Annotated in this window: 21 protein-coding genes and 1 pseudogene; 13 read left to right on the top strand and 9 right to left on the bottom strand. The window is 37.3% G+C overall.

Going from position 1 to position 21,303, the window contains the following annotated elements; all coding sequences use genetic code 11:
* Positions 1–27: 27 nt before the first annotated feature.
* Complete coding sequence (locus QME58_10625; GenBank protein ID MDI6804281.1) at positions 28–438, bottom strand: hypothetical protein; 411 nt, start codon at positions 436–438, stop codon at positions 28–30.
* A 213-nt stretch (positions 439–651) separates the two neighbouring features.
* Between QME58_10625 and QME58_10620 the strand changes: the two genes are divergently transcribed.
* The 5 genes from QME58_10620 (at position 652) to QME58_10600 (ending at position 5,851) form a co-directional block, all read left to right on the top strand.
* Positions 652–3,120 (top strand): YfhO family protein, encoded by a 2,469-nt coding sequence (locus QME58_10620; GenBank protein MDI6804280.1) that lies wholly within the window; start codon positions 652–654, stop codon positions 3,118–3,120.
* A 98-nt stretch (positions 3,121–3,218) separates the two neighbouring features.
* On the top strand, positions 3,219–3,506 hold the full coding sequence (gene eutM / locus QME58_10615; GenBank protein MDI6804279.1) for an ethanolamine utilization microcompartment protein EutM: 288 nt from the start codon (positions 3,219–3,221) through the stop codon (positions 3,504–3,506).
* 15 nt (positions 3,507–3,521) lie between these two features.
* Positions 3,522–4,124: a BMC domain-containing protein gene (locus QME58_10610; protein MDI6804278.1), complete on the top strand. Its 603-nt coding sequence runs from the start codon at positions 3,522–3,524 to the stop codon at positions 4,122–4,124.
* Between the two features lie 87 nt (positions 4,125–4,211).
* Positions 4,212–5,138 carry a hypothetical protein gene (locus QME58_10605; GenBank protein MDI6804277.1) on the top strand — a complete coding sequence of 309 codons (927 nt, stop codon included), beginning with the start codon at positions 4,212–4,214 and terminating at the stop codon, positions 5,136–5,138.
* Positions 5,135–5,851: a pyridoxine 5'-phosphate synthase gene (locus tag QME58_10600; GenBank protein ID MDI6804276.1), complete on the top strand. Its 717-nt coding sequence runs from the start codon at positions 5,135–5,137 to the stop codon at positions 5,849–5,851. Before QME58_10605 ends, QME58_10600 begins: the two co-directional genes overlap by 4 nt.
* Positions 5,852–5,919: 68 nt before the next feature.
* Here the strand turns inward: QME58_10600 and QME58_10595 are convergent, their stop codons facing one another.
* The 4 genes from QME58_10595 to QME58_10580 are packed head-to-tail and all read right to left on the bottom strand — an operon-like array spanning position 5,920 to position 9,058.
* Positions 5,920–6,705, bottom strand: a complete 786-nt coding sequence (locus tag QME58_10595; protein ID MDI6804275.1) for a tetratricopeptide repeat protein — start codon at positions 6,703–6,705, stop codon at positions 5,920–5,922.
* Positions 6,706–6,732: 27 nt separating this feature from the next.
* A complete protein-coding gene (locus QME58_10590; GenBank protein MDI6804274.1) occupies positions 6,733–7,302 on the bottom strand; it encodes a DUF151 domain-containing protein in 570 nt (189 codons plus the stop codon).
* Positions 7,302–8,276 (bottom strand): electron transfer flavoprotein subunit alpha/FixB family protein, encoded by a 975-nt coding sequence (locus QME58_10585; protein MDI6804273.1) that lies wholly within the window; start codon positions 8,274–8,276, stop codon positions 7,302–7,304. The genes QME58_10590 and QME58_10585 overlap by 1 nt, the downstream gene beginning before the upstream one ends.
* A 35-nt stretch (positions 8,277–8,311) precedes the next feature.
* Positions 8,312–9,058: an electron transfer flavoprotein subunit beta/FixA family protein gene (locus tag QME58_10580; GenBank protein ID MDI6804272.1), complete on the bottom strand. Its 747-nt coding sequence runs from the start codon at positions 9,056–9,058 to the stop codon at positions 8,312–8,314.
* Positions 9,059–9,224: 166 nt separating this feature from the next.
* Between QME58_10580 and fbp the strand changes: the two genes are divergently transcribed.
* From fbp to QME58_10545, 7 genes and pseudogenes are all read left to right on the top strand, one after another.
* Positions 9,225–10,235 (top strand): class 1 fructose-bisphosphatase, encoded by a 1,011-nt coding sequence (fbp, locus tag QME58_10575; protein MDI6804271.1) that lies wholly within the window; start codon positions 9,225–9,227, stop codon positions 10,233–10,235.
* On the top strand, positions 10,235–11,056 hold the full coding sequence (locus QME58_10570; protein ID MDI6804270.1) for an ABC transporter ATP-binding protein: 822 nt from the start codon (positions 10,235–10,237) through the stop codon (positions 11,054–11,056). The genes fbp and QME58_10570 overlap by 1 nt, the downstream gene beginning before the upstream one ends.
* Before the next feature lie 17 nt (positions 11,057–11,073).
* Positions 11,074–12,180, top strand: coding sequence for a Glu/Leu/Phe/Val dehydrogenase (locus QME58_10565; GenBank protein ID MDI6804269.1), 1,107 nt, complete (start codon positions 11,074–11,076; stop codon positions 12,178–12,180).
* 9 nt (positions 12,181–12,189) lie between these two features.
* On the top strand, positions 12,190–12,687 hold the full coding sequence (nusB, locus tag QME58_10560) for a transcription antitermination factor NusB (GenBank protein ID MDI6804268.1): 498 nt from the start codon (positions 12,190–12,192) through the stop codon (positions 12,685–12,687).
* Positions 12,687–13,961, top strand: coding sequence for an MFS transporter (locus tag QME58_10555; protein ID MDI6804267.1), 1,275 nt, complete (start codon positions 12,687–12,689; stop codon positions 13,959–13,961). Before nusB ends, QME58_10555 begins: the two co-directional genes overlap by 1 nt.
* Before the next feature lie 48 nt (positions 13,962–14,009).
* Positions 14,010–14,883: pseudogene (locus QME58_10550) on the top strand (HindIII family type II restriction endonuclease).
* 57 nt (positions 14,884–14,940) lie between these two features.
* Positions 14,941–15,732, top strand: coding sequence for a site-specific DNA-methyltransferase (locus QME58_10545; GenBank protein MDI6804266.1), 792 nt, complete (start codon positions 14,941–14,943; stop codon positions 15,730–15,732).
* A 65-nt stretch (positions 15,733–15,797) separates the two neighbouring features.
* On the opposite strand, the gene QME58_10540 is transcribed toward QME58_10545, so the two are convergent.
* From QME58_10540 to QME58_10525, 4 genes are read right to left on the bottom strand one after another with little or no spacing between them, the layout of a single operon-like run.
* Positions 15,798–17,018, bottom strand: a complete 1,221-nt coding sequence (locus QME58_10540; protein ID MDI6804265.1) for a glycosyltransferase — start codon at positions 17,016–17,018, stop codon at positions 15,798–15,800.
* Entirely contained in the window at positions 17,005–17,679 is a 675-nt protein-coding gene (locus QME58_10535) for a DUF5752 family protein (protein ID MDI6804264.1), read from the bottom strand. Before QME58_10535 ends, QME58_10540 begins: the two co-directional genes overlap by 14 nt.
* A 4-nt stretch (positions 17,680–17,683) precedes the next feature.
* Positions 17,684–18,502, bottom strand: a complete 819-nt coding sequence (otsB, locus tag QME58_10530; protein ID MDI6804263.1) for a trehalose-phosphatase — start codon at positions 18,500–18,502, stop codon at positions 17,684–17,686.
* Positions 18,503–18,506: 4 nt separating this feature from the next.
* Positions 18,507–20,768, bottom strand: coding sequence for a trehalose-6-phosphate synthase (locus QME58_10525; GenBank protein ID MDI6804262.1), 2,262 nt, complete (start codon positions 20,766–20,768; stop codon positions 18,507–18,509).
* Positions 20,769–20,968: 200 nt separating this feature from the next.
* Between QME58_10525 and QME58_10520 the strand changes: the two genes are divergently transcribed.
* Positions 20,969–21,303, top strand: a 335-nt coding sequence (locus tag QME58_10520; GenBank protein ID MDI6804261.1) for a hypothetical protein, incomplete at its 3' end; no start/stop codon positions are given.

Below are 21,303 nucleotides of genomic sequence, written 5' to 3'. Positions count from 1 at the left end.
TTATGGCAAAGATAATAAATATTTACGTCATTTCATACTTAACTTAACACTAGATTTGTAACCAGTATAGTACATTTTATAACCCACATTGTCTTTGATAACGCTACATCCCTTAATTTCACTTTCATCAAAAGTCCCCTGTGTCGGCGATAACACCGGATTACCGGTATATTTTGTCCAATTGACACCATCAGAGGAGTATGCATATGAAATCCGTAAACCTGCCCCAAGGATTCTGGATGTAAACCAGCAATGAAAAGTATTCGTTGAATCATCAAAAATTATTGAGGGTGCAAGAGTGTAATAATAATCATACCCAGATGATGGAATCACCGGATTTCCTGAATATTTCTCCCAATTAACTTGTGCAAAAATCGAATTGCTTATGAAAATTAATAGTGCTAAAAATGAGGTAAGTTTGAAGCTGCGGTTTTGCATAACGCCTCCTTTGTAATTGGTTATTATATGATTTATATAAAATTATTTATTTTCGGTAAATCACCTAGAACCTGTTTTAATATACTCAAAGTTATTTTGAGAGTCAACAACAATTTTCCAAAAAAATCGTTTAATTATTGGACTTTATAGCATATTTGCTTATATTTTTAAGCCCTAAATTGACTTTTTATCAATCAAAAACAAAATATTATTATGGCTAAAGCTAAAAGAAACATACAACCCACTACTCAAAAACAACTAACCAAAAACTGGTTCGATAATCTATCAGATTTGAAAAAGGACTTGATTTCTGTAAGTGTAATTTTCATCCTGATTCTGATGCTATTCAATCAAATTATTTTCAAAAACATGATTTTCTCCGAATCGGGAGACACGGCTGCTGCACAAGCATGGGCAAAAGCCGGTGAACATCTTGAACAGACAGAGGGACAAAAACCACTTTGGTTTCCTTACATCTTCAGCGGAATGCCGGGGTTGGGGCCATTGGCGTCAATTCCTTATAATGTGAGTTACCTCCAATCAGTGGTTCATTTCATCGGAAAACTATTATTCCTGAATGGGGATATGAGTTGGTTTGTGCTTCATTATTTTCTTGCTGGAATTCTTATGTTCCTGCTTGCAAGAACTTGGCATTTTTCTCACATCCCTTCGCTACTCGCTGCAATTGTTTTTATGCTTTCGCCTTATGCGGTCGGACTTGCGGGCGAAGGGCACGGCTCAAAAATGATGGCGCTCAGTTATATACCGCTAATGCTTTTGTTAACTTATCATTTATTCGAAAAACGTAATTTGCTTTCACTCGGTTTGTTATCAGTTGCTATTGGCACATCTCTTTTAACAAACCACGTTCAGATGGTTTACTATGGATTTATGCTCATCGGATTATTCTTTGTATATGAATTCATTTTTAATTTCAAAACACAAAAATTAATGATGGGCAAAACTACTGTTTTCTTTTTTATAACTCTGATTCTCGGTTTTGCTATTGCTTCCTACGTATATTTATCGACGTATGAATATTCGCAATACTCCATTCGTGGAGGAGGCGAGGCAGGAACTCCAGGCGGACTCAACTACGACTATGCTACTAATTGGTCGTTCCATCCTTTCGAAATAATCAACTTGTTAATCCCGTCTTTCTTCGGCTTCTCATCACCTTATTACTGGGGATGGATGCCTTTTACAAACAGCACAGTTTATTTTGGTGTGGTTCCTATCATCCTCAGTATAATTGCTCTGATTTATAAGAGGAATAAAGGAACAATATTCTTCGCACTCTTTGCAGTTCTATTATTTTTAATTTCATTTGGGAAACATTTTCCATTTTACGATTTGCTCTTTAACTACCTGCCATTCTTCAATAAATTCCGCGCCCCCACAATGATACTCCATTTACTCCCGCTTGTATTCGGAATGTTAGCTGCGTACGGATTAACTTTCTTTATCGAACTTCCGGCGAAGTTTGATACAGCCAAAATGCGAAAAGGGCTTTACGTCACAATGGGAATTATCGCAACCATTTTAGTAATCGGCTTTATCGGAAAATCTACTATTTACACAACACTCTCCGGATCTATGTTTGTTAAGGATGGCGACATGCAACAACTTCAACAACAATATGCTGCACAAGCACCTCAGGTATTACAGCAGTTAAAAGAAATTCGCTTTGATATGTTGTGGAAAGATTATATAAAATTTGCAATCATCGCATTAGTTTCGCTTGGATTAATCGTCTTATACCTCAACAACAAAATCAAATCGACTATTATGGGATTAGCGTTGATTCTGATATTGATAATCGACTTATTCATAATTGATACGAAATATGTTGACCCAAAACCAAAATCCGCTGCCGAACAACATTTTGCACCTGATCAAGCAGTTCAATTCTTAAAACAAGACAAATCGCAATTCAGGATATTCCCACTCGGACAATTATTCATGGATAATACATGGATGTATCATACAATCGAATCCATCGGCGGATACAGTCCTGCAAAAATTAAAATTTATCAGGAGATGATTGATTCTTGTTTATACAATGGCGCCGACCCAACATTCCCAATAAATATGAACATCGTAAATATGCTGAACACAAAATATTTAATATTCCAAGGAAGGTTGCCGGAAGACAAATTTACGATCGCTGCCTATGATCAAAATAAACAAACCGCAACTTACTTAAATCCCGCTTATCAACCGAGAGCATTTTTCGTGAACGAAGCCATTGTTGCTAAAAACAAAACTGAGGTTTTCAAGATATTGAATTCGTCTGAATTCGACAGCCGAATAAAAGCCGTTCTCGAAAAACAGCCATCATCACTACCGGTTAAATCCGATTCTGTACATATTAATACACTAAACTACAAGACAAACTTGATTGAGCTTTCAACTTATTGCAACAACACTTCGTTACTTTTTTTGAGCGAAGTTTATTATCCTGCTGGTTGGAAAGCATACATCGATGGTAAAGAAACCGAAATCTATAAAACCAACTACGTTTTAAGGTCGGTAGTTGTTCCTGCCGGCGAGCACAAAATTGAATTTATTTTTGATCCCGGTATTTACAAAACAGGTTTCATAATTTCGCACGTAGGTTGGGGAGTTTCGATTTTATTAATTTTAATTGGATTATTTTCAAAAAAGGAGCGAAAAAAGTAAGTATTTGACATTATGCTCCCAATTACTTATATTCGTTATGATTTTTTTTCTTAATAAAACTATATTTTAAACATTAACAGGATTTAATTATGGCAGATATTTCTTTAGACGCATTAGGAATGGTAGAAACAAAAGGATTGGTTGGCTCAATTGAAGCAGCCGATGCTATGGTAAAAGCCGCAAAAGTAACTTTGATTGGTAAAGAAGTTATCGGAGGCGGATATGTTACCGTAATGGTTCGTGGCGATGTCGGAGCAGTAAAAGCTGCAACCGATGCAGGTGCTGCAGCGGCTCAAAGAGTTGGCGAATTGGTATCGGTACACGTAATCCCACGTCCGCACATTGATGTTGAATTAATTCTTCCCAAACGTCCCGAAGGAAAATAAACCGTAAGGTTAAAAATGGAAATGTTAGATTTTGCACTCGGTTTAATTGAGACTCGAGGTTTGATTGGATCGATTGAAGCCGCCGATGCTGCTACTAAAGCAGCCGATGTGAAGCTTGTTGGTAGCGAAAAAATTCGGGGTGGTTTTGTAACGATTAAGGTAATCGGTGATGTCGCTGCAGTCCGGGCGGCGGTTGACGCCGGTGCAGCAGCAGCAGCGCGAGTCGGAGAACTCATTTCGACTCACGTTATTCCACGTCCGATCGGTGAACTCAAAAATTTGATATTTACAAAGTTAGAGATGCCGCCAATACCACCGTTCATACCAAAAGTAATTGCTGAAAAAACCAAGCCAATCCGTGAAAAGAAAACGAAACTACGAGAGGCGAAAGCTCCGGCTAAAGAAATTAAAGAAGAAGCCGTAACATTTGAAGAAAAAATTTTACCGGAATCCTCAACTGAACAGGAATATCTGCAACAGCTTGAATCGTTGAGCGTACATCAGCTCCGGAAATACGCGAGAGGTTTCGAGGGTTTAGCAATATTCGGCAGGCAAATTTCGATGGCTAATAAAGAAAAGCTGATTACTGAACTAATGAATGCTAAATTTCCCAAGTAACAAAATTTTATTCAAGAACTCCATCTTTCAGAACGTTTTACGTTCTTCATTCCAAATGAAAGATGGAGTTTTTTTATTTAGTAACAAATGAGATCGAAACACTGGCATATAATACTTACTACAATTTTATTTGCAACATTATTGTGGGCTTCGGTAAGCATGACTTACGAATACACAACTTCAGTATCACTACCTGTCCAACTTAAAAATTTACCCGTTCAATCTGCTTTAAAAAAGACTTTACCAAAATCAGTAACAATGAAATTGAAGGGCACCGGTTGGCATCTTTTGAAATATACAATTACCAGCGAAAAAAAATTTCTTATAGATGCTTCCTATTTTTTAAAGAGCTCCATCATTCATACAGATCATTTTATTTCCGATTATTTCTTACTGCCACCTGAATTAACTCTTATGGACTCCTCCCCCGACTCGATTGCACTTGAAATTGATATATCTTCAGAAAAGAAAGTAAAAGTTATTACTGATGTGGATGTGGAATTCAGCGACGGCTACGGACCAATCGGCGTGGCGAGTATTCTGCCCGACAGCGTGCTTATCAGAGGGGCTAAGAGCATACTCGATACTTTGAACGGATGGAACACAGAAAAGAAAAAATTTGTAGAAATCAGCAAACCGTTGAACACAACACTTAAGCTAACCGAACCGCTGCTGTATATACTCAGCCTCGGACAGAGCGAAATTAATTACAGTATAAACGTACAGCCGTTTGCAGAAAAAACCTTCCCCGGAATCAACATTGAAATCAGATTATTACCTCCTAATCGCGAAGTTATTTTAATACCTCCAAAATTAGATGTAATAATTCGCGGCAGCATAGATATGCTTTCAGATTTTTCTTCCGAGAATTTAAAAGCATATATTGATTATCAATATTTATCAGCTGATTCAACAGGATATGTTCAACCGGAAATTTCTATTCCGGACGGTTTAAAAATTGTCCGTAAACAACCAGACCAATTTCAATACATAATTAGAAAACGATTACAATGAGATTAGCTATAAACATCGATCATATTGCAACATTAAGAAATGCACGAGGAGGGAAAGAACCTGACCCCGTCCAAGCGGCTTTGTTTGCCGAAAAGGCAGGAGCTGAATGTATTGTCTGCCACCTACGTGAAGATCGCAGACATATCAAGGATGATGATGTTTATAGATTACGAAAATCGATAACTACAAAATTAGATTTAGAAATGGCTGCCACACAGGAAATCGTAAAAATTGCAAAACGAGTTAAACCGGATTTATGCACGTTGGTTCCCGAACGGCGTAGAGAGTTGACAACTGAAGGCGGGCTTGATGTTGTTAAATACAAAACTTCCCTCAAGAGATCAATTCAACAGCTACACGACAGCGGAATAAAAGTTAGCTTATTTATTGATCCGGTAGGTGAACAATTGGAAGCTTCGAAAGCAATCGGTGCAGATATGATTGAGATTCACACAGGTGAATACGCTGAAGCCAAAACGAAAAGACAAATTGAAATGCATTTAAATAAAATAAAAACCACCGCATTGTATGCAAAACAATTAGGTTTAGGAGTTAATGCTGGACACGGATTGGATTACGAAAACATCAAACCGATTACAAAAATAAAAGAGATTGATGAAGTTAGTATAGGTTATGCAATTATTGTCCGGTCGATGTTTGTGGGTTTGGATAATGCGGTTCGCGAAATGAAGAAGTTAATGACTACAAAATAAACAAAGCCCGACTCACAACTAAAGCCTGGCTTTGATTTTTATTTAGACTATATGCGAAATAGCAGTAGCTATTTATTTACAATTGTATCCAACAATTCCTTCGTTTCTTTACGAAACTTATCGTCGTCTTCATCTTGAGTTTTTAAAGTTGGTATAATGTTCAAATGCTCTTTAGCTTTTGCATACTGTTTTAACTCAACGTAAGCACGGGCGGCATCTAACCGGTACATAATAAAATCGGGACGCAACGAAATTGCCTTTTCATAATTTTTCACAGCATCATCTAAGTTTGCCCATCCCAAGCCGAGGGGCCAACGAATTATTTTACTCTTCTCGCTTACCTTCGTGTTTGTGCGTCCTAGAACATAATAAGCAGTGGCATTTTTGTTATCTAATTCTATCGCTTTATCTAAATCAGCTTTGGTCTGTTTTACAAGTCCGATGTTCTCCCAGATTCCCTTAAACAATGCAATGCGTCCGTTTGCGATAGCACGCCGCGCATATCCCATTGAACCGGTAGGATTTATTTTTACAGCACTGTCGGCATAAGCGTAGGCAGTTTTGTAAGTCTGTTCCTGTTTTGCTTTTTCAGCATCGGTATTTGCCGGATAGTGTTCACCGATATCAACATAACATCGGCTAATCTTCCAGTAAATTTCATAATTCTTATTTGATAATGCCGAAGCTTCTGAATATTTTGAAAGAGCTTTTTGATTTTCGAATGTAACTTCAGCAAAATTATCTCCCTCGAGAATTAATTGAGACGCTTTAGTTTCGTTAGAAACATCTTGCGTCAAGGTTAAAGTTGTGAATGATAAAAATATTATCACTAAAAAAAGAACAATCTTATTCATATTTTACCTCATTAAGTTGATATTAATTTATTCAGATAATTCAAGTTTACGAATCGCGTCTCTCAGTTGGGCGGCTGTTTCATAATCTTCCTGCTCAACAGCATCCTTCAATTGACTCCGCAACATATCTAATCTACCGAGTTTGTCGGTGGGAATTTTAACCGGAGAAGCTTGCCGTTTTTCTGCATCTTCGGTTTCGGAATAGAACGAAGCTTCACGCATTACCTTTTCATTTACATAAATTGGAATTCCGCACCGCACGGCTAAAGCTATGGCATCGCTCGGACGTGAATCTATCATTTCCTTATCTAAAGCAATGTTCGCATAAAATGTTCCCTCTCGAAGGTCGCTGATAGTAACATCAAGTACTTCGAATCCCATCGTATCAATTATATTTTTAATTAAGTCGTGTGTTAGAGGACGTGGCGGTTTAATTCCTTCCATTTCTAAAGCAATCGATTGAGCTTCGAATGCACCAATAATTATTGGTAGCTGACGGTTTCCATCTACTTCTTTTAACAGTAAGGCGTATGCACCGCCGCTCGCCGGACTCGTTGTAAGTCCTACGATATCTACTTGTACCTTTTCTAATTCCATTATTTTCCTAAAAGCGTCTTAATTTCATGAGTCAGTACTGGTAAAACTTCAATCACATCGCCAACAATTCCGTAATCAGCAATTTGAAATATCGGAGCGTCTTTATCTTTATTTATAGCCACGATACATTTCGATGACGACATACCAGCCAAATGTTGAATGGCTCCCGAAATTCCGCATGCAAAATAAAGATTAGGAGCAACAGTTTTACCCGTCTGCCCCACTTGTTCATCGTGAGGTCGCCAGCCGGCATCTACAGCCGCACGCGAAGTTCCTACACCAGCTCCGAGCACATCAGCTAAATCTTCTATCAATTTAAAGTTTTCAGGTCCTTTCATACCTCTGCCTCCAGATACTATAATGCTCGCTTCGGTAACATCGGGCCTGCCAACTGCAACTTTGGTTTCGACTGCTTTGGCAGCGAAGTCAGCTTGCGTCAACTCGACAACTGCTTTTTCAACTGTGGCGGGAGCGCCGTTGCTTGAACCTGCCGTAAACACATTTGGACGGAGTGTGAATATTTGGACATCGGCAACGATTTTTACATCGCTGATTATTTTACCGGCAAAAATCGGACGGGTTGCAATAATGTTTCCGTCATCAATTTTTAATGCTGTACAGTCAGAAACCAATCCTGCATCAAGTTTTACTGCCAAACGAGGAGCTAAATCTTTTCCTATTTGCGATGCCGGTAATAAAAGTATATTCGCCGACTCTTTCTTGGCTATCTCTGAAATAATTTTAGTATAAGCAGTTGTTGAATAGTAATTAAGTTGGGGGTCATCCACAACAATTACACGGGTTGCACCGAAGCCGCCTAATTCTGGTGCAATTGAGTCTACACCACTGCCTATTACAAGCGAGACCATCTCGCAATTAAGTTTGTCGGCTATTTCTTTTGCAGCTTTTGTTATTTCAAATGCTGTATTCTTGAATTTACCTTCGCGTTGTTCTGCTATTGCAAATATTTTCATGCTTCTTCCGGTTTATTAATTTTCTAATTTTATCATCAAATTACTTTTGCTTCTTCGTGTAACAAACGAACTAATTCTTTTACTGCTGTAGAATCAGTTCCGACAATTTTACCTGCCGCTTTTAATGCTGGCATACGCAACGAAATTGTTTCTACTTTAGAATTAACAGCAGATATTTGTTTTTCTTCAATCGGTTTCGATTTTGCTGACATTATTCCTTTGAGCGAAGGATAGCGAGGTTCGCACAATCCCTTCTGAACACTTAACACAATTGGCAGTTGGCTTTCAACTTTTTCGTGTCCACCCTCGATTTCCCGTTCACAGATAATTTTATTGTCTTGGATTTCCAATTTCACAACAACCGACACTGAAGGTAAATTAAGGAGCTCACCAATCAGCCCAACCATTTGCGAGTTATCATAATCGATCGACTGCTTACCTAACAATATCACATCGGGATTGATTTCCTTTAATGCATCGGCGAGGGCGGCAGCAACAGCAAACGAATCTCGTATCGAATCGTCTTTCAGCAAGACAGCTTTATCGGCACCCATCGCAAGGGCTTTTCGCAATGTCTCTTTGTTCGAGTCGCCGCCGAGTGAAACTACAACTACTTCACCGCCAAATTTTTCTTTTAATTGTAAGCCCTGTTCAACAGCAATTTCGTCGTACGGATTTAAAATAAAATTTATACCCGTCTTATCGATTGTTTTGCCGTCGGAACTTATTCTAATTTTTGCTTCAGTATCAGGAACGTGATTAACACAAACAGCTATTTTCATTTGAAACACCTATATTTTTAAATTGAAATATTACTTCAAAATTTTTCTGTTGCAATATATTGATAAAAGTTAGAAAAGGCAAAAATTAATTGCTTATTATAGAAATGTTTCCTAAATTACAATCAAATAATCCCACTTTATTCAATTTTTTAAATTAAATTCGTATATGGTTTCAAATCCAAAAATCATGACTCTAGAGCGGTTTATTCGGGAGCAGGAGGAAAATTTTCCTTCAGCATCGGGTGAATTTTCAAATATGTTATTCGCACTAACACTTGCTGCAAAATTAGTTTGGCGCGAGGTAAGTAAAGCCGGATTGGTAAACATTCTCGGAACGACGGACCAAGTGAACGTTTCGGGAGATATTTTGAAAAAGTTGGATTTGTTTGCCGACGAAACTATTTACAAAACAATGTTTTACAGCGGAAACATCTGCGCTATGGCTTCGGAAGAGAGCAACGGCTTAATTGAAATACCCAAAAAGTATGACAGTGGAAAATATGTTTTGTTGTTTGATCCATTAGACGGCTCATCGAATATAGATGCGAATATTACAATTGGAACAATATTTAGCATTTATAAACGTGTTTCTCCTTCGGGGGTTGGAACTTTGGAAGACTGTCTGCAAACCGGTTACAATCAGGTTGCTGCCGGTTATATAATTTACGGAACCAGCACGATGTTCATATATACTACAGGAAATGGAGTTCATGGATTCACACTCGATCCGTCGGTTGGTGAATTTTTATTGTCGAATGAAAATATTAGAATTCCTTCGAAAGGAAAAATGTACAGCATAAACGAAGGCAATTACAATTATTGGTATCCTTCGATGCAGAGATACATTAAATATTTAAAAGAAATTGATAACCCATCGGGAAGGCCCTATTCGCTGCGATACATTGGAACAATGGTCGGCGATGTTCACCGCACTCTTTTATACGGTGGTATTTTTTTATATCCAGGCGACAAGAAGAACCCTGATGGAAAATTACGATTGATGTATGAATGTAATCCTATGGCTTTCATAGTAGAACAAGCCGGCGGAAAAGCAATCAACGGAAAACAAAGAATTTTAGAAGTTACTCCAAATTCACTGCATCAACAAACTCCAATTTTCATTGGCAGCAGCGAAGATGTAATCAAGTGCCAGGAATTTTTATCTTCCCCTGAATAATGTACAGTATAAATGTTGAAAATATAATTTTTACTTACCCAGCACACAGAGATAAAAAGTTGAGTGCTCATTTTTCGTTAGATACTATACTCTTCTCATTAACTTCAGGAACATTTTTAAGCATAGTTGGGCCCAACGGTTCAGGGAAATCGACACTGTTAAAAATCATCAGCAAAATTTTATTACCAGATAGCGGGAAAGTAAAAATTTTTGAAAAAGATTATTCAACAATACAACGAAAAGATTTAGCAAAAAAAATTGCTTTTGTTCCTCAAACTCAACCGCTTGCTTTTCCATTTACAGTTTATGAAATTGTTTTGATGGGACGTTCACCTCACCTTCATGGTTTCGGCTTTGAGAACATTGAAGATAAAAATGTTGCCCAAGATGCGATGGAAAAGACCGATATTCTACATCTATCATCGCGGTATATTAACGAATTATCGGGCGGCGAAATCCAACGCGTTTTTTTAGCTCGCGCTCTCGCTCAACAAGCGCCAATCTTATTGCTTGATGAGCCGAATACCCATCTCGACTTGCAACATCAAATCGAAATTCTAACCCTCATAAAAAAATTAGTAACTAACGATGGTATATCGGTGGTAGCTGTATTTCACGATTTAAATATCGCTTCGATGTTTAGTGATGAAATTTTGATACTGAATTTTGGTAAAGTTCACGCTGTGGGTAAAACTGCTTCAGTTGTGAACAAAAAAAATATAGAAGAAGTATTTCGCACAGATGTAATAATTGATACTCATCCGGTAACAACTTCGCCACGTGTAACATTAATACCGGATTTAAAAAATAAAATAAATTAAACAAGGAGATTAATTGTATGTTATTTGAAGAAATTAGAAAATTTGATCACGAACAGGTTGTATTCTGTTCAAGTAAAGATGCAAACCTTAGAGCAATTATCGGAATTCACGATACTACACTCGGACCGGCTTTAGGCGGAACCCGTATGTGGATGTATGCCTCGGAAGCAGACGCATTAAATGATGTTCTGCGACTTTCACGCGGAATGACTTACAAAGCAGCAGTTGCGGGTTTAAATTTAGGCGGCGGTAAAGCTGTTATCATCGGCGACCCTCATAAAGACAAAACTGAATTGATGTATAGAGCTTTTGGCAGATTCGTTGATGGACTTGCAGGACGTTACATCACCGCTGAAGATGTTGGTACTTCGGTTGAAGATATGGAATACGTTCGTATGGAAACAAAGTACGTAACCGGAATTGATAAAGCTTTGGGGGGAAGCGGTGACCCGTCTCCGTTTACAGCGTATGGCGTTTACGTTGGGATGAAAGCTGCTATGAAAGAATTAACCGGCAGCGATTCATTAGCGGGTAAAAGAGTTGCAGTTCAAGGCGCCGGTCACGTTGCAAAATATGTTTGCGATCATCTTGCAAAAGACGGTGCGAAAATATTTGTTACCGACATTTATGAAGATAAAGCGAAATCAATTATTGCAGATACAAAAGCCGAATACGTTCACCCGGATAAAATTTACGATGTTGATGCCGACGTTTTTTGCCCCTGTGCCCTCGGTGCAATAATTAATGACGACACAATTAATAGATTGAAATTTAAGATAATTGCCGGCGGAGCCAATAATCAACTTGCAGATGAGAACAAGCACGGAAAAATTTTGATGGATAAAGGAATTATTTACGCTCCCGATTATGCTATCAATGCCGGCGGTTTAATTAACGTCGCTAATGAACTCGAGGGATACCATTCCGAGCGAGCGATGCAGCAGGCAGGCCAAATTTACGACACAATTAAAACAATATTAGCTATTTCAAAAAGTGAAAAAATCCCAACTCATGTAGCTTCAAACAAACTTGCTGAAGAAAGAATAAATTCAATCGGAAAAATCCGGCAGGTTTATTCAGGCAAATCAGAATTCAGCGGCAGGTTAGGTGAAATATCCAAATAACAATTTAATATGGTAACATTTAAACGACGCTCTATACGCGAAAAAGTTCTACAAGTTCTTTACGCCCACGAAGTATCGCAAGAACCGATTACAAAGGTAATTGATGATGTTTTAACAGAGTTGCAAACGAACAAGACCGATTTTGATTTTGCTAAACAAATAATATATAAAGTCATCCAGCACCAAGACATGCTCGATGAAATTATAAAATCGAAAGTAGCAAACTGGGAATTTAGCCGCATTGCAGTTATAGATAAATTTTTACTGAGAATCGGAATTTGCGAGCTTATTTACTTCGACGATATTCCACCCAAAGTAACAATCAACGAAGCAATCGAAATTGCTAAAAACTACAGCACAGAAAAAAGCGGTAAGTTCATTAACGGTGTTCTTGATGCTGTGTACGACCAGCTACAACAAGAAAATAAATTGAAGAAATCGGGGCGCGGATTAATTTCTGAATCTACAACTCCGACACAGAAACCCTCAAATCCACCAAAAGAGTAATGAACGATAAGAGCCCTGATGCAAGTTTGCACCATACTTCTAACCGTTCTCAAATTTTTGTCTGGGCTCTTTTCGATTTTGCAAACACCGCTTTTTATGTTCTGATTCTAACTGTCGGCTACCCTCTTTTTTTTAAAGAAATTATAAACCAAGGGGGTAAAGACGGCGATTTCCTGTGGGGATTAGCTTTCAGCATATCTATGCTTATTGTTGCCATAATTTCGCCTATTTTAGGCGCCGTTGCTGATTACGGGGCCGGAAAAAAACGATTCCTCTTTATTTTTACACTCCTCTGTATTTTAGCAACAAGCGGATTATTTTTTACAGCAGAATCAACAGTTTTATTAGGAATCTTGTTATTGATTCTTGCTAACATTGGTTTCGAAGCGGGTTTAGTTTTTTACGACTCATTCCTTCCTGAAATTACTACTCAACGAAGTTACGGCAGGGTTTCCGGTTATGGTTTTGCAATGGGTTATATCGGCTCGCTGTTTACCTTACTCATCGCCTTTCCCTTTTATATTAAAGGATTTGTTCCTGAAAATATTTTCAACGTTCAAATAAGTTTTCTGATCGCCGCCGGCTTTTTCTTCATTTTTTCTATCCCCTTGTTTCTATTCCTGAAGGAAAAAAACAGAACTGCAAGTTTAAAATTAAACTTTGTAGGCATCGGGTACAAAAGAGTTAAATCCACATTCAAAGAATTTAATAAGTATAAAAACATCGGAAAGTTTCTGTTATCCTACTTCATTTACATAGATGCTATTAATACAATAATTATTTTTTCTTCAATTTTTGCACGCGAAACTTTGCACTTCGAGATATCAGAAATCATAATCTTTTTCGCAATAGTACAGACTTCAGCCATTATCGGTTCAATTTTGTTTGGAATTCTTTCCGACCACTTTGGTCAAAAGCGAACTTTGAGTCTCACGTTAATTTTGTGGCTAATTATTGTGGTGATTGCTTACTTTGTTACAAGCAAAGGATTATTTTATTTTGTGGGAATTCTTGCCGGATTGGCTCTCGGTTCGTCGCAATCAACGAGTCGTAGTTTGATGTCGAAAATTACACCGTTTGAAAAGAAGACAGAATTTTTCGGGTTTTATTCTTTCTTCGGAAAAGCTTCCGCTATTATAGGACCTTTACTTTTTGGTTTTATCTCCTCGTTACTCGACCAGCGAATTGCTATCATTTCAGTTGGAGTATTGATGCTCGTTGGATTAATATTGCTGCAAAGAGTTGATGAAGAAAAAGCAACAATTAACGTTTGATAATAACTCACCTATTTGATATATTAGCATTGAAAAAATTATTATGAAATGAAAAATATTATATCGGACAAAGCAAAAAAAAGGCGAACTTATTGGGTTGACGAAATCTGTAGACTAAGCGGAAATTTCGGTAACGACTCTGACCGTTTAGAAAAAGAATTAGAAGCAGAAATAAAAAAATCGGGAATAAAGGCACTTATTGACCATTTAAGACTTTGCGGTAATATACCAGAATCTTATGGGCACGACACTAGCGAAGAAAAACTTTACTCTAAATACACAGATGCTTTACTTTCATTTTCCTTTAAAGCATTAGGGCTTAAAAGTTTGGTCTTGAAAGAAAGAGCCGACGCCGCAGACGTGGAAGCATTTGCCAAAGATTACAGCCTTGTTGCAGACGCTAAATCTTTCCGACTTAGCAGAACAGCTAAAAACCAGAAGGACTTTAAAGTTCAGGCAATGGACGATTGGAAAAGAGGTAAACCCTTCAAGCCAAATCTATCAGCAAGCGACTACTTATAACGTTTGTGTTTTTACATACTCACACCTCGCTTTACTCTTGGCATATTCAAAAGCTGAAAGCAAAGCAAAAGCCCAACAATTGCTAAAAACAATTCTTCAAACTATTCCTGTCATTAATCCTTCTAAAAACGCTAACGACTATTGGTTAGCAGTAAACAAGGTTATGCTGTCATTTTCAAAAAAAATCGAAAATCTCTGGGGTGTTGAAAAACAAGCAGCTACAGAATCAATAAACATTGCAAAGGTAGAAGCCCTGACTTTTTTAGCACAAGAACGGGAAAAGATTATGCGAATGAGCCATCAAGAAGCTCTGAAGGAACTTATTAAAGTTCACAAAATTGAAAGCAAGATTAAAACAATTAAAGCGATTTCGGACAATGGTTTATTCTCAATCAAATAGCTAAAAAATATGGAAAAATATATAAACAAAATCATTGAAGGTAATTGCGTTGAAGTAATGAATAAATTTCAAGATGACGTAATTGACTTGACTGTTACCTCACCACCTTACGATGATTTAAGAAACTATAAGGGTTATGTCTTCCCATTTGAAGACATAGTAAAAGAATTATTTCGCATTACAAAACCAGGCGGTGTAGTGGTTTGGGTTGTTGCTGATGCAACAATTGACGCTACAGAAACTGGAACAAGTTTTAAGCAGGCTATGTATTTTAAGGAGATTGGGTTCAACCTACACGACACAATGATTTTCAGAAAGAAAAATCCAATTCCTCAAATCTATCGCAAGAGGTACACCAATGAGTTTGAGTATATGTTCGTATTCAGCAAGGGTGTAGTTAAGACACATAACCCAATCTTAGTTGACTGTATGCACGCAGGTTTAGAACTCAACGGCACAACCTACAAAAACTATTCAAAGAACGAGCAGACAAGAGAGAAATTAGCAAAGCCAGTAAAAGACAAAAAAATTAAAGGCAATATCTGGGAATATGTTGTCGGCAAAAAACAGGAAGACCAAGAAGCGAAAGGACACCCAGCACCATTTCCTTGCGAACTTGTAAGAGACCATATTTTTTCTTGGACAAATTCCGGTGACGTTGTTCTTGACCCAATGTGTGGCAGCGGAACAACACCAAGAGTAGCCTGTGAAATGCATAGAAATTACATTGGTATTGAAATCAGCCACGAGTATTGTAAAATTGCAAGAGAACGAGTACGACTAATCGAAATACAACCGAAATTAAAGTTTGATAAAGCACAGCCACCAACATTGGTTTTGCAACATTAGCAACAAAGATTAATATGGAACGGATACTACAAACACATCAGATTTCCACATTTGATGAAGTCTGTCTATAAATTAACTATATTCTCACCTTGATGATCTAGCGAAAGAAACAACAGTAGATAATCTTTCAGATGCCGGGTAATTAAATAATTTTTCTTTATATGCTCGTGTCCATTTTCACCTAAGCGTTTAGCATAATCTGGATTCTGTAGTAATTGTTTTAACGCAAAAGCGGTGCCTTCAATTGTATTAGTCAATAAACCTGAGTACTTGTTAGTGATCTGTAAAGGGATACCGCCTACAGCCCCAGCAATTACCGGTTTTGATTTCCAGAGCGCTTCGGCAACTGTTAATCCAAACCCTTCGCGGAGTGATTTTTGCAATACCACAGAAGACGCTCGCTGTAATGCATTTATTTCAATATCGCTTGCCGGTGGAAGTAATAATAGAAAAATATCTTTATCAACCCCCACCGCTTCTTGAACTTCGGCAAGTACTTTTTCCCCTTCAGGATCGTCAGTAGCGCCACCACCGGCGAGTACGAGTTGACAATCTATATACTTTTTAACTTGGTGATAAGCCTTTACAACTCCCACCGGGTCTTTGAGATAATCGAATCTAGATATTTGTATAACGATAGGTCGGTTTTTATCAATATTAAATTGCTCAAGCACACGGTCTATTGTCTCCTGCGGTAAGTCACGATTCTTATCGCTCAGAGGGTCAATTGATGGGGATATCAAAACTTGGGGGATTGCAAGTTGACGAGCAAACGATGGAGCAGAAAAAATACTAATGTTGTATTTCTCTATATAATTTTTCAGAAAATTCCAAGTGAATTCGTCCGGTCTTGAAAAATCGATATGGCACCTCCATATCCACTTTTGGTCTTTAACCTTTTTTTCCACGAGACCAATCGGCTGCGGGTCGTGGATAAACATAATATCTCCTATCAAATCCATATTAGCCGCATTCGTTTTATTTGTTTCTATAAATATATCTATTTCTTCTGAAGAAAAATTCACCTTGCTGCCGTGTAAGGCATTGTGCATTTTTTTGGTAATTTGGAAGAATTTCTCGTCGCCTTTTATCACATCCCAGCGGGCGTCAACACCTATGTCTTTCAAAAGTGGAATCATACGAATTAGAATTTCTGCAACACCACCTCCTACGGCGGTCGAATTAATATTCTGTATGACCTTTCCTGATAATCTGCTCGCAAAAAGCTCAAGCTCATCTGTAACATCAGCACCAACAACCGGTTCGTAATCTCTAATTGTTAACATTTGCAGCCTCCTTTATTCGTTGAGCGATAAGTGTAATAATTTTAGACCTTAAACTTTCGAGAGTGTGAGTGTACGGGTCAAGTGAACTGAACTCTTTGGCTAATTTATCTTCACCAAGTGAATCTCTTAACCAAATCGAAAAATCGCATAAGTCGCTTTCAAGCCTAAGTCGAGATTCAAACATATGAAAATAAATTGAGTTTAACGAAACCTTAGCCAGAGACTCTTTAAATTCCAATAAATTATTTGCTTGAATTTTCGTAGGGAATATAAAAGTCTGAGCTTTCATAAAATGAAATTCCATGCCCTTTGGTACGTTACGATCGGCAAACCCTTCACTGTTAATCACTTCTTGAATAATCTCGATTAACCTCAAGCGAATATCTCTTAATCTATTAAACGTTCTTAAATCCATACTCGCTAATCGCTCAGCCAGGACGTTCTCTTGATAAACATTTTTTATCCAGTAGGCAAAATCATTTGGCGGTTCAGGTGATAAATACTCGTGCTGTTGTAAATAATGATGAGTATGATAATATATCGACGAACTGGGCATTTCTTTAATACCATCCAATAATTCTTTTAAATTTTTTGCTTTTCTTCCGGTAAGATATATTAAGTTTTGCCGCGTATGGAAATTAAATGGTCCGTTTTTAGCCATACGATTACATCTCCTTTCTAAGAACGAGGGAATGATTCAGTTTCTTTAAGAATAAAATAACTTCATTCGGGTCATTTAAAAAATATTTTGCTTTCGAAGATGAATTGCTGCCAACATAGATAGCAAATGCCCCTTTTGGCAAAAGCCGGAATGCATCCTCATCCGTTTTATCATCTCCAATATAAATGATGAGCGGGTCGGTGGTAGCATTGAATAAATCCATCACTTTAAAAATTGCCTTTCCTTTGTTCCAATTATTTTTCGGTTTGATTTCAAAAACCTTTTTACCTGAAGAAATTTTTAGAAAACGCGAATACTCCTGCATTTTACTTTTTATTATTTTTTTAAGTGTAGAAACGAGAGTTCCAGATAATTGTCGGTAATGAATACTTAAAGTTATAATTTTATTTTCAATCAGAACACCATGGATTGCTTTAAGAGCCTTTTTAAAATTGGTACGGAGTTTTTTCAGTATCGGTACTATATCAGTTACTATCGGATGACGCCATTTAATTTTTCTTGAATATATTTCATATCCATGATTTGCTATATAAAATAGAGAAGTTAGTTTTACCATTCTTCTGATATCCTTCATCGACCTACCGCTGACAATCCCAACATAAGTATTTGGATGTTGAGCTAACTCATCAAGGAGTAATCTTGAAGATTCTGGAAGTTTGGCTTGTTTAGGTTTTTCTTGAATTGGAACAATTGTACCGTCATAGTCCAGGAAAATAAAGATAGGTATATTCAAATCAAGCAATTTATTCTGGAGCGTATTCCAAGCTCTATATCTTTTATCAAATAAATATTTAGGTTTCATTTCGTCAAACTGGTTCTTCGACAGCTTTTGAAATTCTAATTCGATTTAATGTTGATACTAAATTACCAGCCCATCTGTAAATATTTCGTTCTCTTATTACACCGCGAAGATGCTGCATCCTTTCTTTTCTCTCTTCAAAATTCATATTTAAAGCAGTATATATAGCATCAGCCATTTGTTCAATATCATAAGGATTTACCATTATAGCGTCCTGTAATTCTCTCGATGCACCTGTAAACTGGCTTAAAATTAAGACACCATCTTCATCATTTCGCGCAGAAACGAATTCTTTAGCAACCAAATTCATTCCATCGTGTAACGAAGTGACCATACACACATCGGAACATACATAAAAACGGTTTATATCTTCGTGACTATGATGTGCTTTAAGAAAAACAATCGGTTTCCAATTTATTGATTGAAACTTCCAGCATATTTTTTCTACTGTGGTTTCTACTTCTGCAATTAAATCGTGATAACGTTTTATATGAGTTCGGCTTGGCGCGCCTAATTCAACAAAAGTAAATTTTCCGACGTATGTGGGATATTTTTCAAAAAACCTTTCGATGGCTTTAAACCGCTCGATGATTCCTTTTGTGTAATCGATCCTATCTACTCCGACACCTAAATATTCGGATGCAATACCTAACTCATTAAATATTTCCGATTTAATTAATTCGTTTGATCTGGATTCAGCGAATTGTGTGTCGAGAAGACTTGGGAAAGCAACGCTTATCGGAAATGGTTTGACAAATGTAGTTTGACCGCCTTTTTCTACAAAAAATTGTTCCCAATTAATTTTTGATTCTAAAACCCTATCAACAGTTTCCAAAAAATTATTGCAGTGAAACTGGATATGAAACCCTATCAAATCGGCGCCTAATAAGCCGACTAAAATTTCCTTTTGCCAAGGACAAATACTAAACGCTTCCGGATTGGGCCAAGGGATATGCCAAAATATAGCAACTTTTGCATCGGGTCTCTTTGATTTTATCAAGAATGGTAATAATGCAAAATGATAATCTTGAATAATAACTAACGGTTCAATTTCATTTTTTATTTCTTCCAAAACAGCTTCTGCAAATATTTCGTTTACTTTTTGATAATATATCCAGTCTTCTAATCTGAAATCAGGTCTTGTATGTGTAATGTGGCAGAGGGGCCAAATACCTTCGTTTGAAAATCCATAGTAGTATCCTTCTTCTTCTTCTTTGGTTAACCAAACGCGCTTTAGTGTATATAGCGGCTCCTCGGGTGGTACCCTCAATTTTCCATCTTTATCAGCAGTCTCAACATCGGCATCTCCACTTCCGTGTGCTACCCACACTCCGCCGCAAGCACGAAGCACCGGGTCTAAAGCCGTAACCAAACCTCCTGCCGGGATAATGCTTTCTATTTTTCGCCCCTTTTTGATATGCATATATGGCTCTCGATTCGAGACTAAAATTAAATTCTTTTCACCAAGTTCCATACGCACATGTTCTTTTAATCGTTCTGCCGTCCACGTCTTCTCGCCAATAATTCTTAACCTGGCTTCCTCTTCAGCTTTTGCTCTTGCAATCGATAAGCTTTTTGCTAAGTGAGTTACTTCAACGGCGAGTGGACCTAAAATATCTCCTTGGGGAATTTCAATATTTTTTGTGCTTTTACCCATTCTTAAATATTTTAACCGATCAGCGATCTTAGCTATCGGGCCAACTATGCTCCAACGAACAACCAATACTGTTGTAACTATAATTAATAGCGATAAAGTCAGAAGCCGAATAAAATTATATCGCCAAATGCTTTCGAGTCGTGTGTTAATGTATGAAATGTCATGAAAAAGGCCCAACTTCCCGAGTACTTTACTATCCTCCTTCATAAGATAGATATAGGTATGAATTTCTTTATCCTGTAAAGTTTCAACAGAATATTTTGTTGTGTCTTCATCGAATGAAGATTTTAGCTGCGCTATATGTTCGGGAATTTTAGATGTAAGCCCTGGAGTTATAGCTAAAATATCGTTTTGACCATCGTATATTACAATTCCGTAAAGGCGTTCCCGATTACCAAATTTTTCGACTAATTGATTTAACTTTGTTTTATAATTAGGGGGGAGTAAATTTTTAATGGATTCCTGTAGGCTCTCAGCCAACAAAAAACAGCGGCGATTAAGTTCTTCAATCTGGTCTTGTCTTTCGAGGCGAATTTGAAAATATGAAAATACGCTTGCAACTAATATTGCAACAAACAGCAGCGACAATATTAAACGAATTGTAATTTTCATAATCTCATCCTCTAAATGATAAGAAATAATGATATAATAAACAATAATGACAGGATTTGCTATTTCAAAAACAAAGTTTTATATTTGTGCTGGCAACACATTTGAGTAAATAAAATTAAGATAGAAGGTATAAGGTTATTCAAATTAATTCGCACATAAAAACAAGCGGAACCGCATGGCGAGGTTTAGATACGAAGTCATTGGGTTCAAAATTGGTTGAGTTGAATTCATCGAAGACAGCGTTCAGATCTGGCTTGGAAAATGATAAAACCGAAGTAAAGATATTTTTAGTTCAAACTGCAGGAGAGCGTTTTTCGAAAAGCGAGCAGCGGGTGGGTGTATCGTTTCGGTATAATGAAGGGTATATAAATGAGCTAAAGAAAATACCGGGACACAGGTGGCATACCGATTTAAAACAGTGGAGCTTTTCGTATAGTGCTGAGAACATAAAGCAGATTATTAAAATCTTTGGTGAAAATAAAATTAACATTTCCCCAGAACTTCAGCTCCGACTCAATATAAAAGAGCAGCAAAA

The sequence above is a fragment of the Bacteroidota bacterium genome (genome assembly GCA_030017895.1).
Lineage (GTDB): Bacteria > Bacteroidota > Ignavibacteria > UBA10030 > BY39 > JASEGV01.
The sequence above is the reverse complement of the archived record's forward strand: the minus strand, read 5'-3'. Positions and strand labels throughout refer to the sequence as shown.

Bases quoted from the DNA above. Each gene is read 5' to 3' on its own strand.
- QME58_10625 (MDI6804281.1), bottom strand. From the start codon at position 438: ATGCAAAACCGCAGCTTCAAACTTACCTCATTTTTAGCACTATTAATT.
- QME58_10620 (MDI6804280.1), top strand. From the start codon at position 652: ATGGCTAAAGCTAAAAGAAACATACAACCCACTACTCAAAAACAACTA.
- QME58_10610 (MDI6804278.1), top strand. From the start codon at position 3,522: ATGGAAATGTTAGATTTTGCACTCGGTTTAATTGAGACTCGAGGTTTG.
- QME58_10605 (MDI6804277.1), top strand. From the start codon at position 4,212: ATGAGATCGAAACACTGGCATATAATACTTACTACAATTTTATTTGCA.
- QME58_10600 (MDI6804276.1), top strand. From the start codon at position 5,135: ATGAGATTAGCTATAAACATCGATCATATTGCAACATTAAGAAATGCA.
- QME58_10595 (MDI6804275.1), bottom strand. From the start codon at position 6,705: ATGAATAAGATTGTTCTTTTTTTAGTGATAATATTTTTATCATTCACA.
- QME58_10590 (MDI6804274.1), bottom strand. From the start codon at position 7,302: ATGGAATTAGAAAAGGTACAAGTAGATATCGTAGGACTTACAACGAGT.
- QME58_10585 (MDI6804273.1), bottom strand. From the start codon at position 8,276: ATGAAAATATTTGCAATAGCAGAACAACGCGAAGGTAAATTCAAGAAT.
- QME58_10580 (MDI6804272.1), bottom strand. From the start codon at position 9,058: ATGAAAATAGCTGTTTGTGTTAATCACGTTCCTGATACTGAAGCAAAA.
- fbp (MDI6804271.1), top strand. From the start codon at position 9,225: ATGGTTTCAAATCCAAAAATCATGACTCTAGAGCGGTTTATTCGGGAG.
- QME58_10570 (MDI6804270.1), top strand. From the start codon at position 10,235: ATGTACAGTATAAATGTTGAAAATATAATTTTTACTTACCCAGCACAC.
- QME58_10565 (MDI6804269.1), top strand. From the start codon at position 11,074: ATGTTATTTGAAGAAATTAGAAAATTTGATCACGAACAGGTTGTATTC.
- nusB (MDI6804268.1), top strand. From the start codon at position 12,190: ATGGTAACATTTAAACGACGCTCTATACGCGAAAAAGTTCTACAAGTT.
- QME58_10555 (MDI6804267.1), top strand. From the start codon at position 12,687: ATGAACGATAAGAGCCCTGATGCAAGTTTGCACCATACTTCTAACCGT.
- QME58_10545 (MDI6804266.1), top strand. From the start codon at position 14,941: ATGAATAAATTTCAAGATGACGTAATTGACTTGACTGTTACCTCACCA.
- QME58_10540 (MDI6804265.1), bottom strand. From the start codon at position 17,018: ATGTTAACAATTAGAGATTACGAACCGGTTGTTGGTGCTGATGTTACA.
- QME58_10535 (MDI6804264.1), bottom strand. From the start codon at position 17,679: ATGGCTAAAAACGGACCATTTAATTTCCATACGCGGCAAAACTTAATA.
- otsB (MDI6804263.1), bottom strand. From the start codon at position 18,502: ATGAAACCTAAATATTTATTTGATAAAAGATATAGAGCTTGGAATACG.
- QME58_10525 (MDI6804262.1), bottom strand. From the start codon at position 20,768: ATGAAAATTACAATTCGTTTAATATTGTCGCTGCTGTTTGTTGCAATA.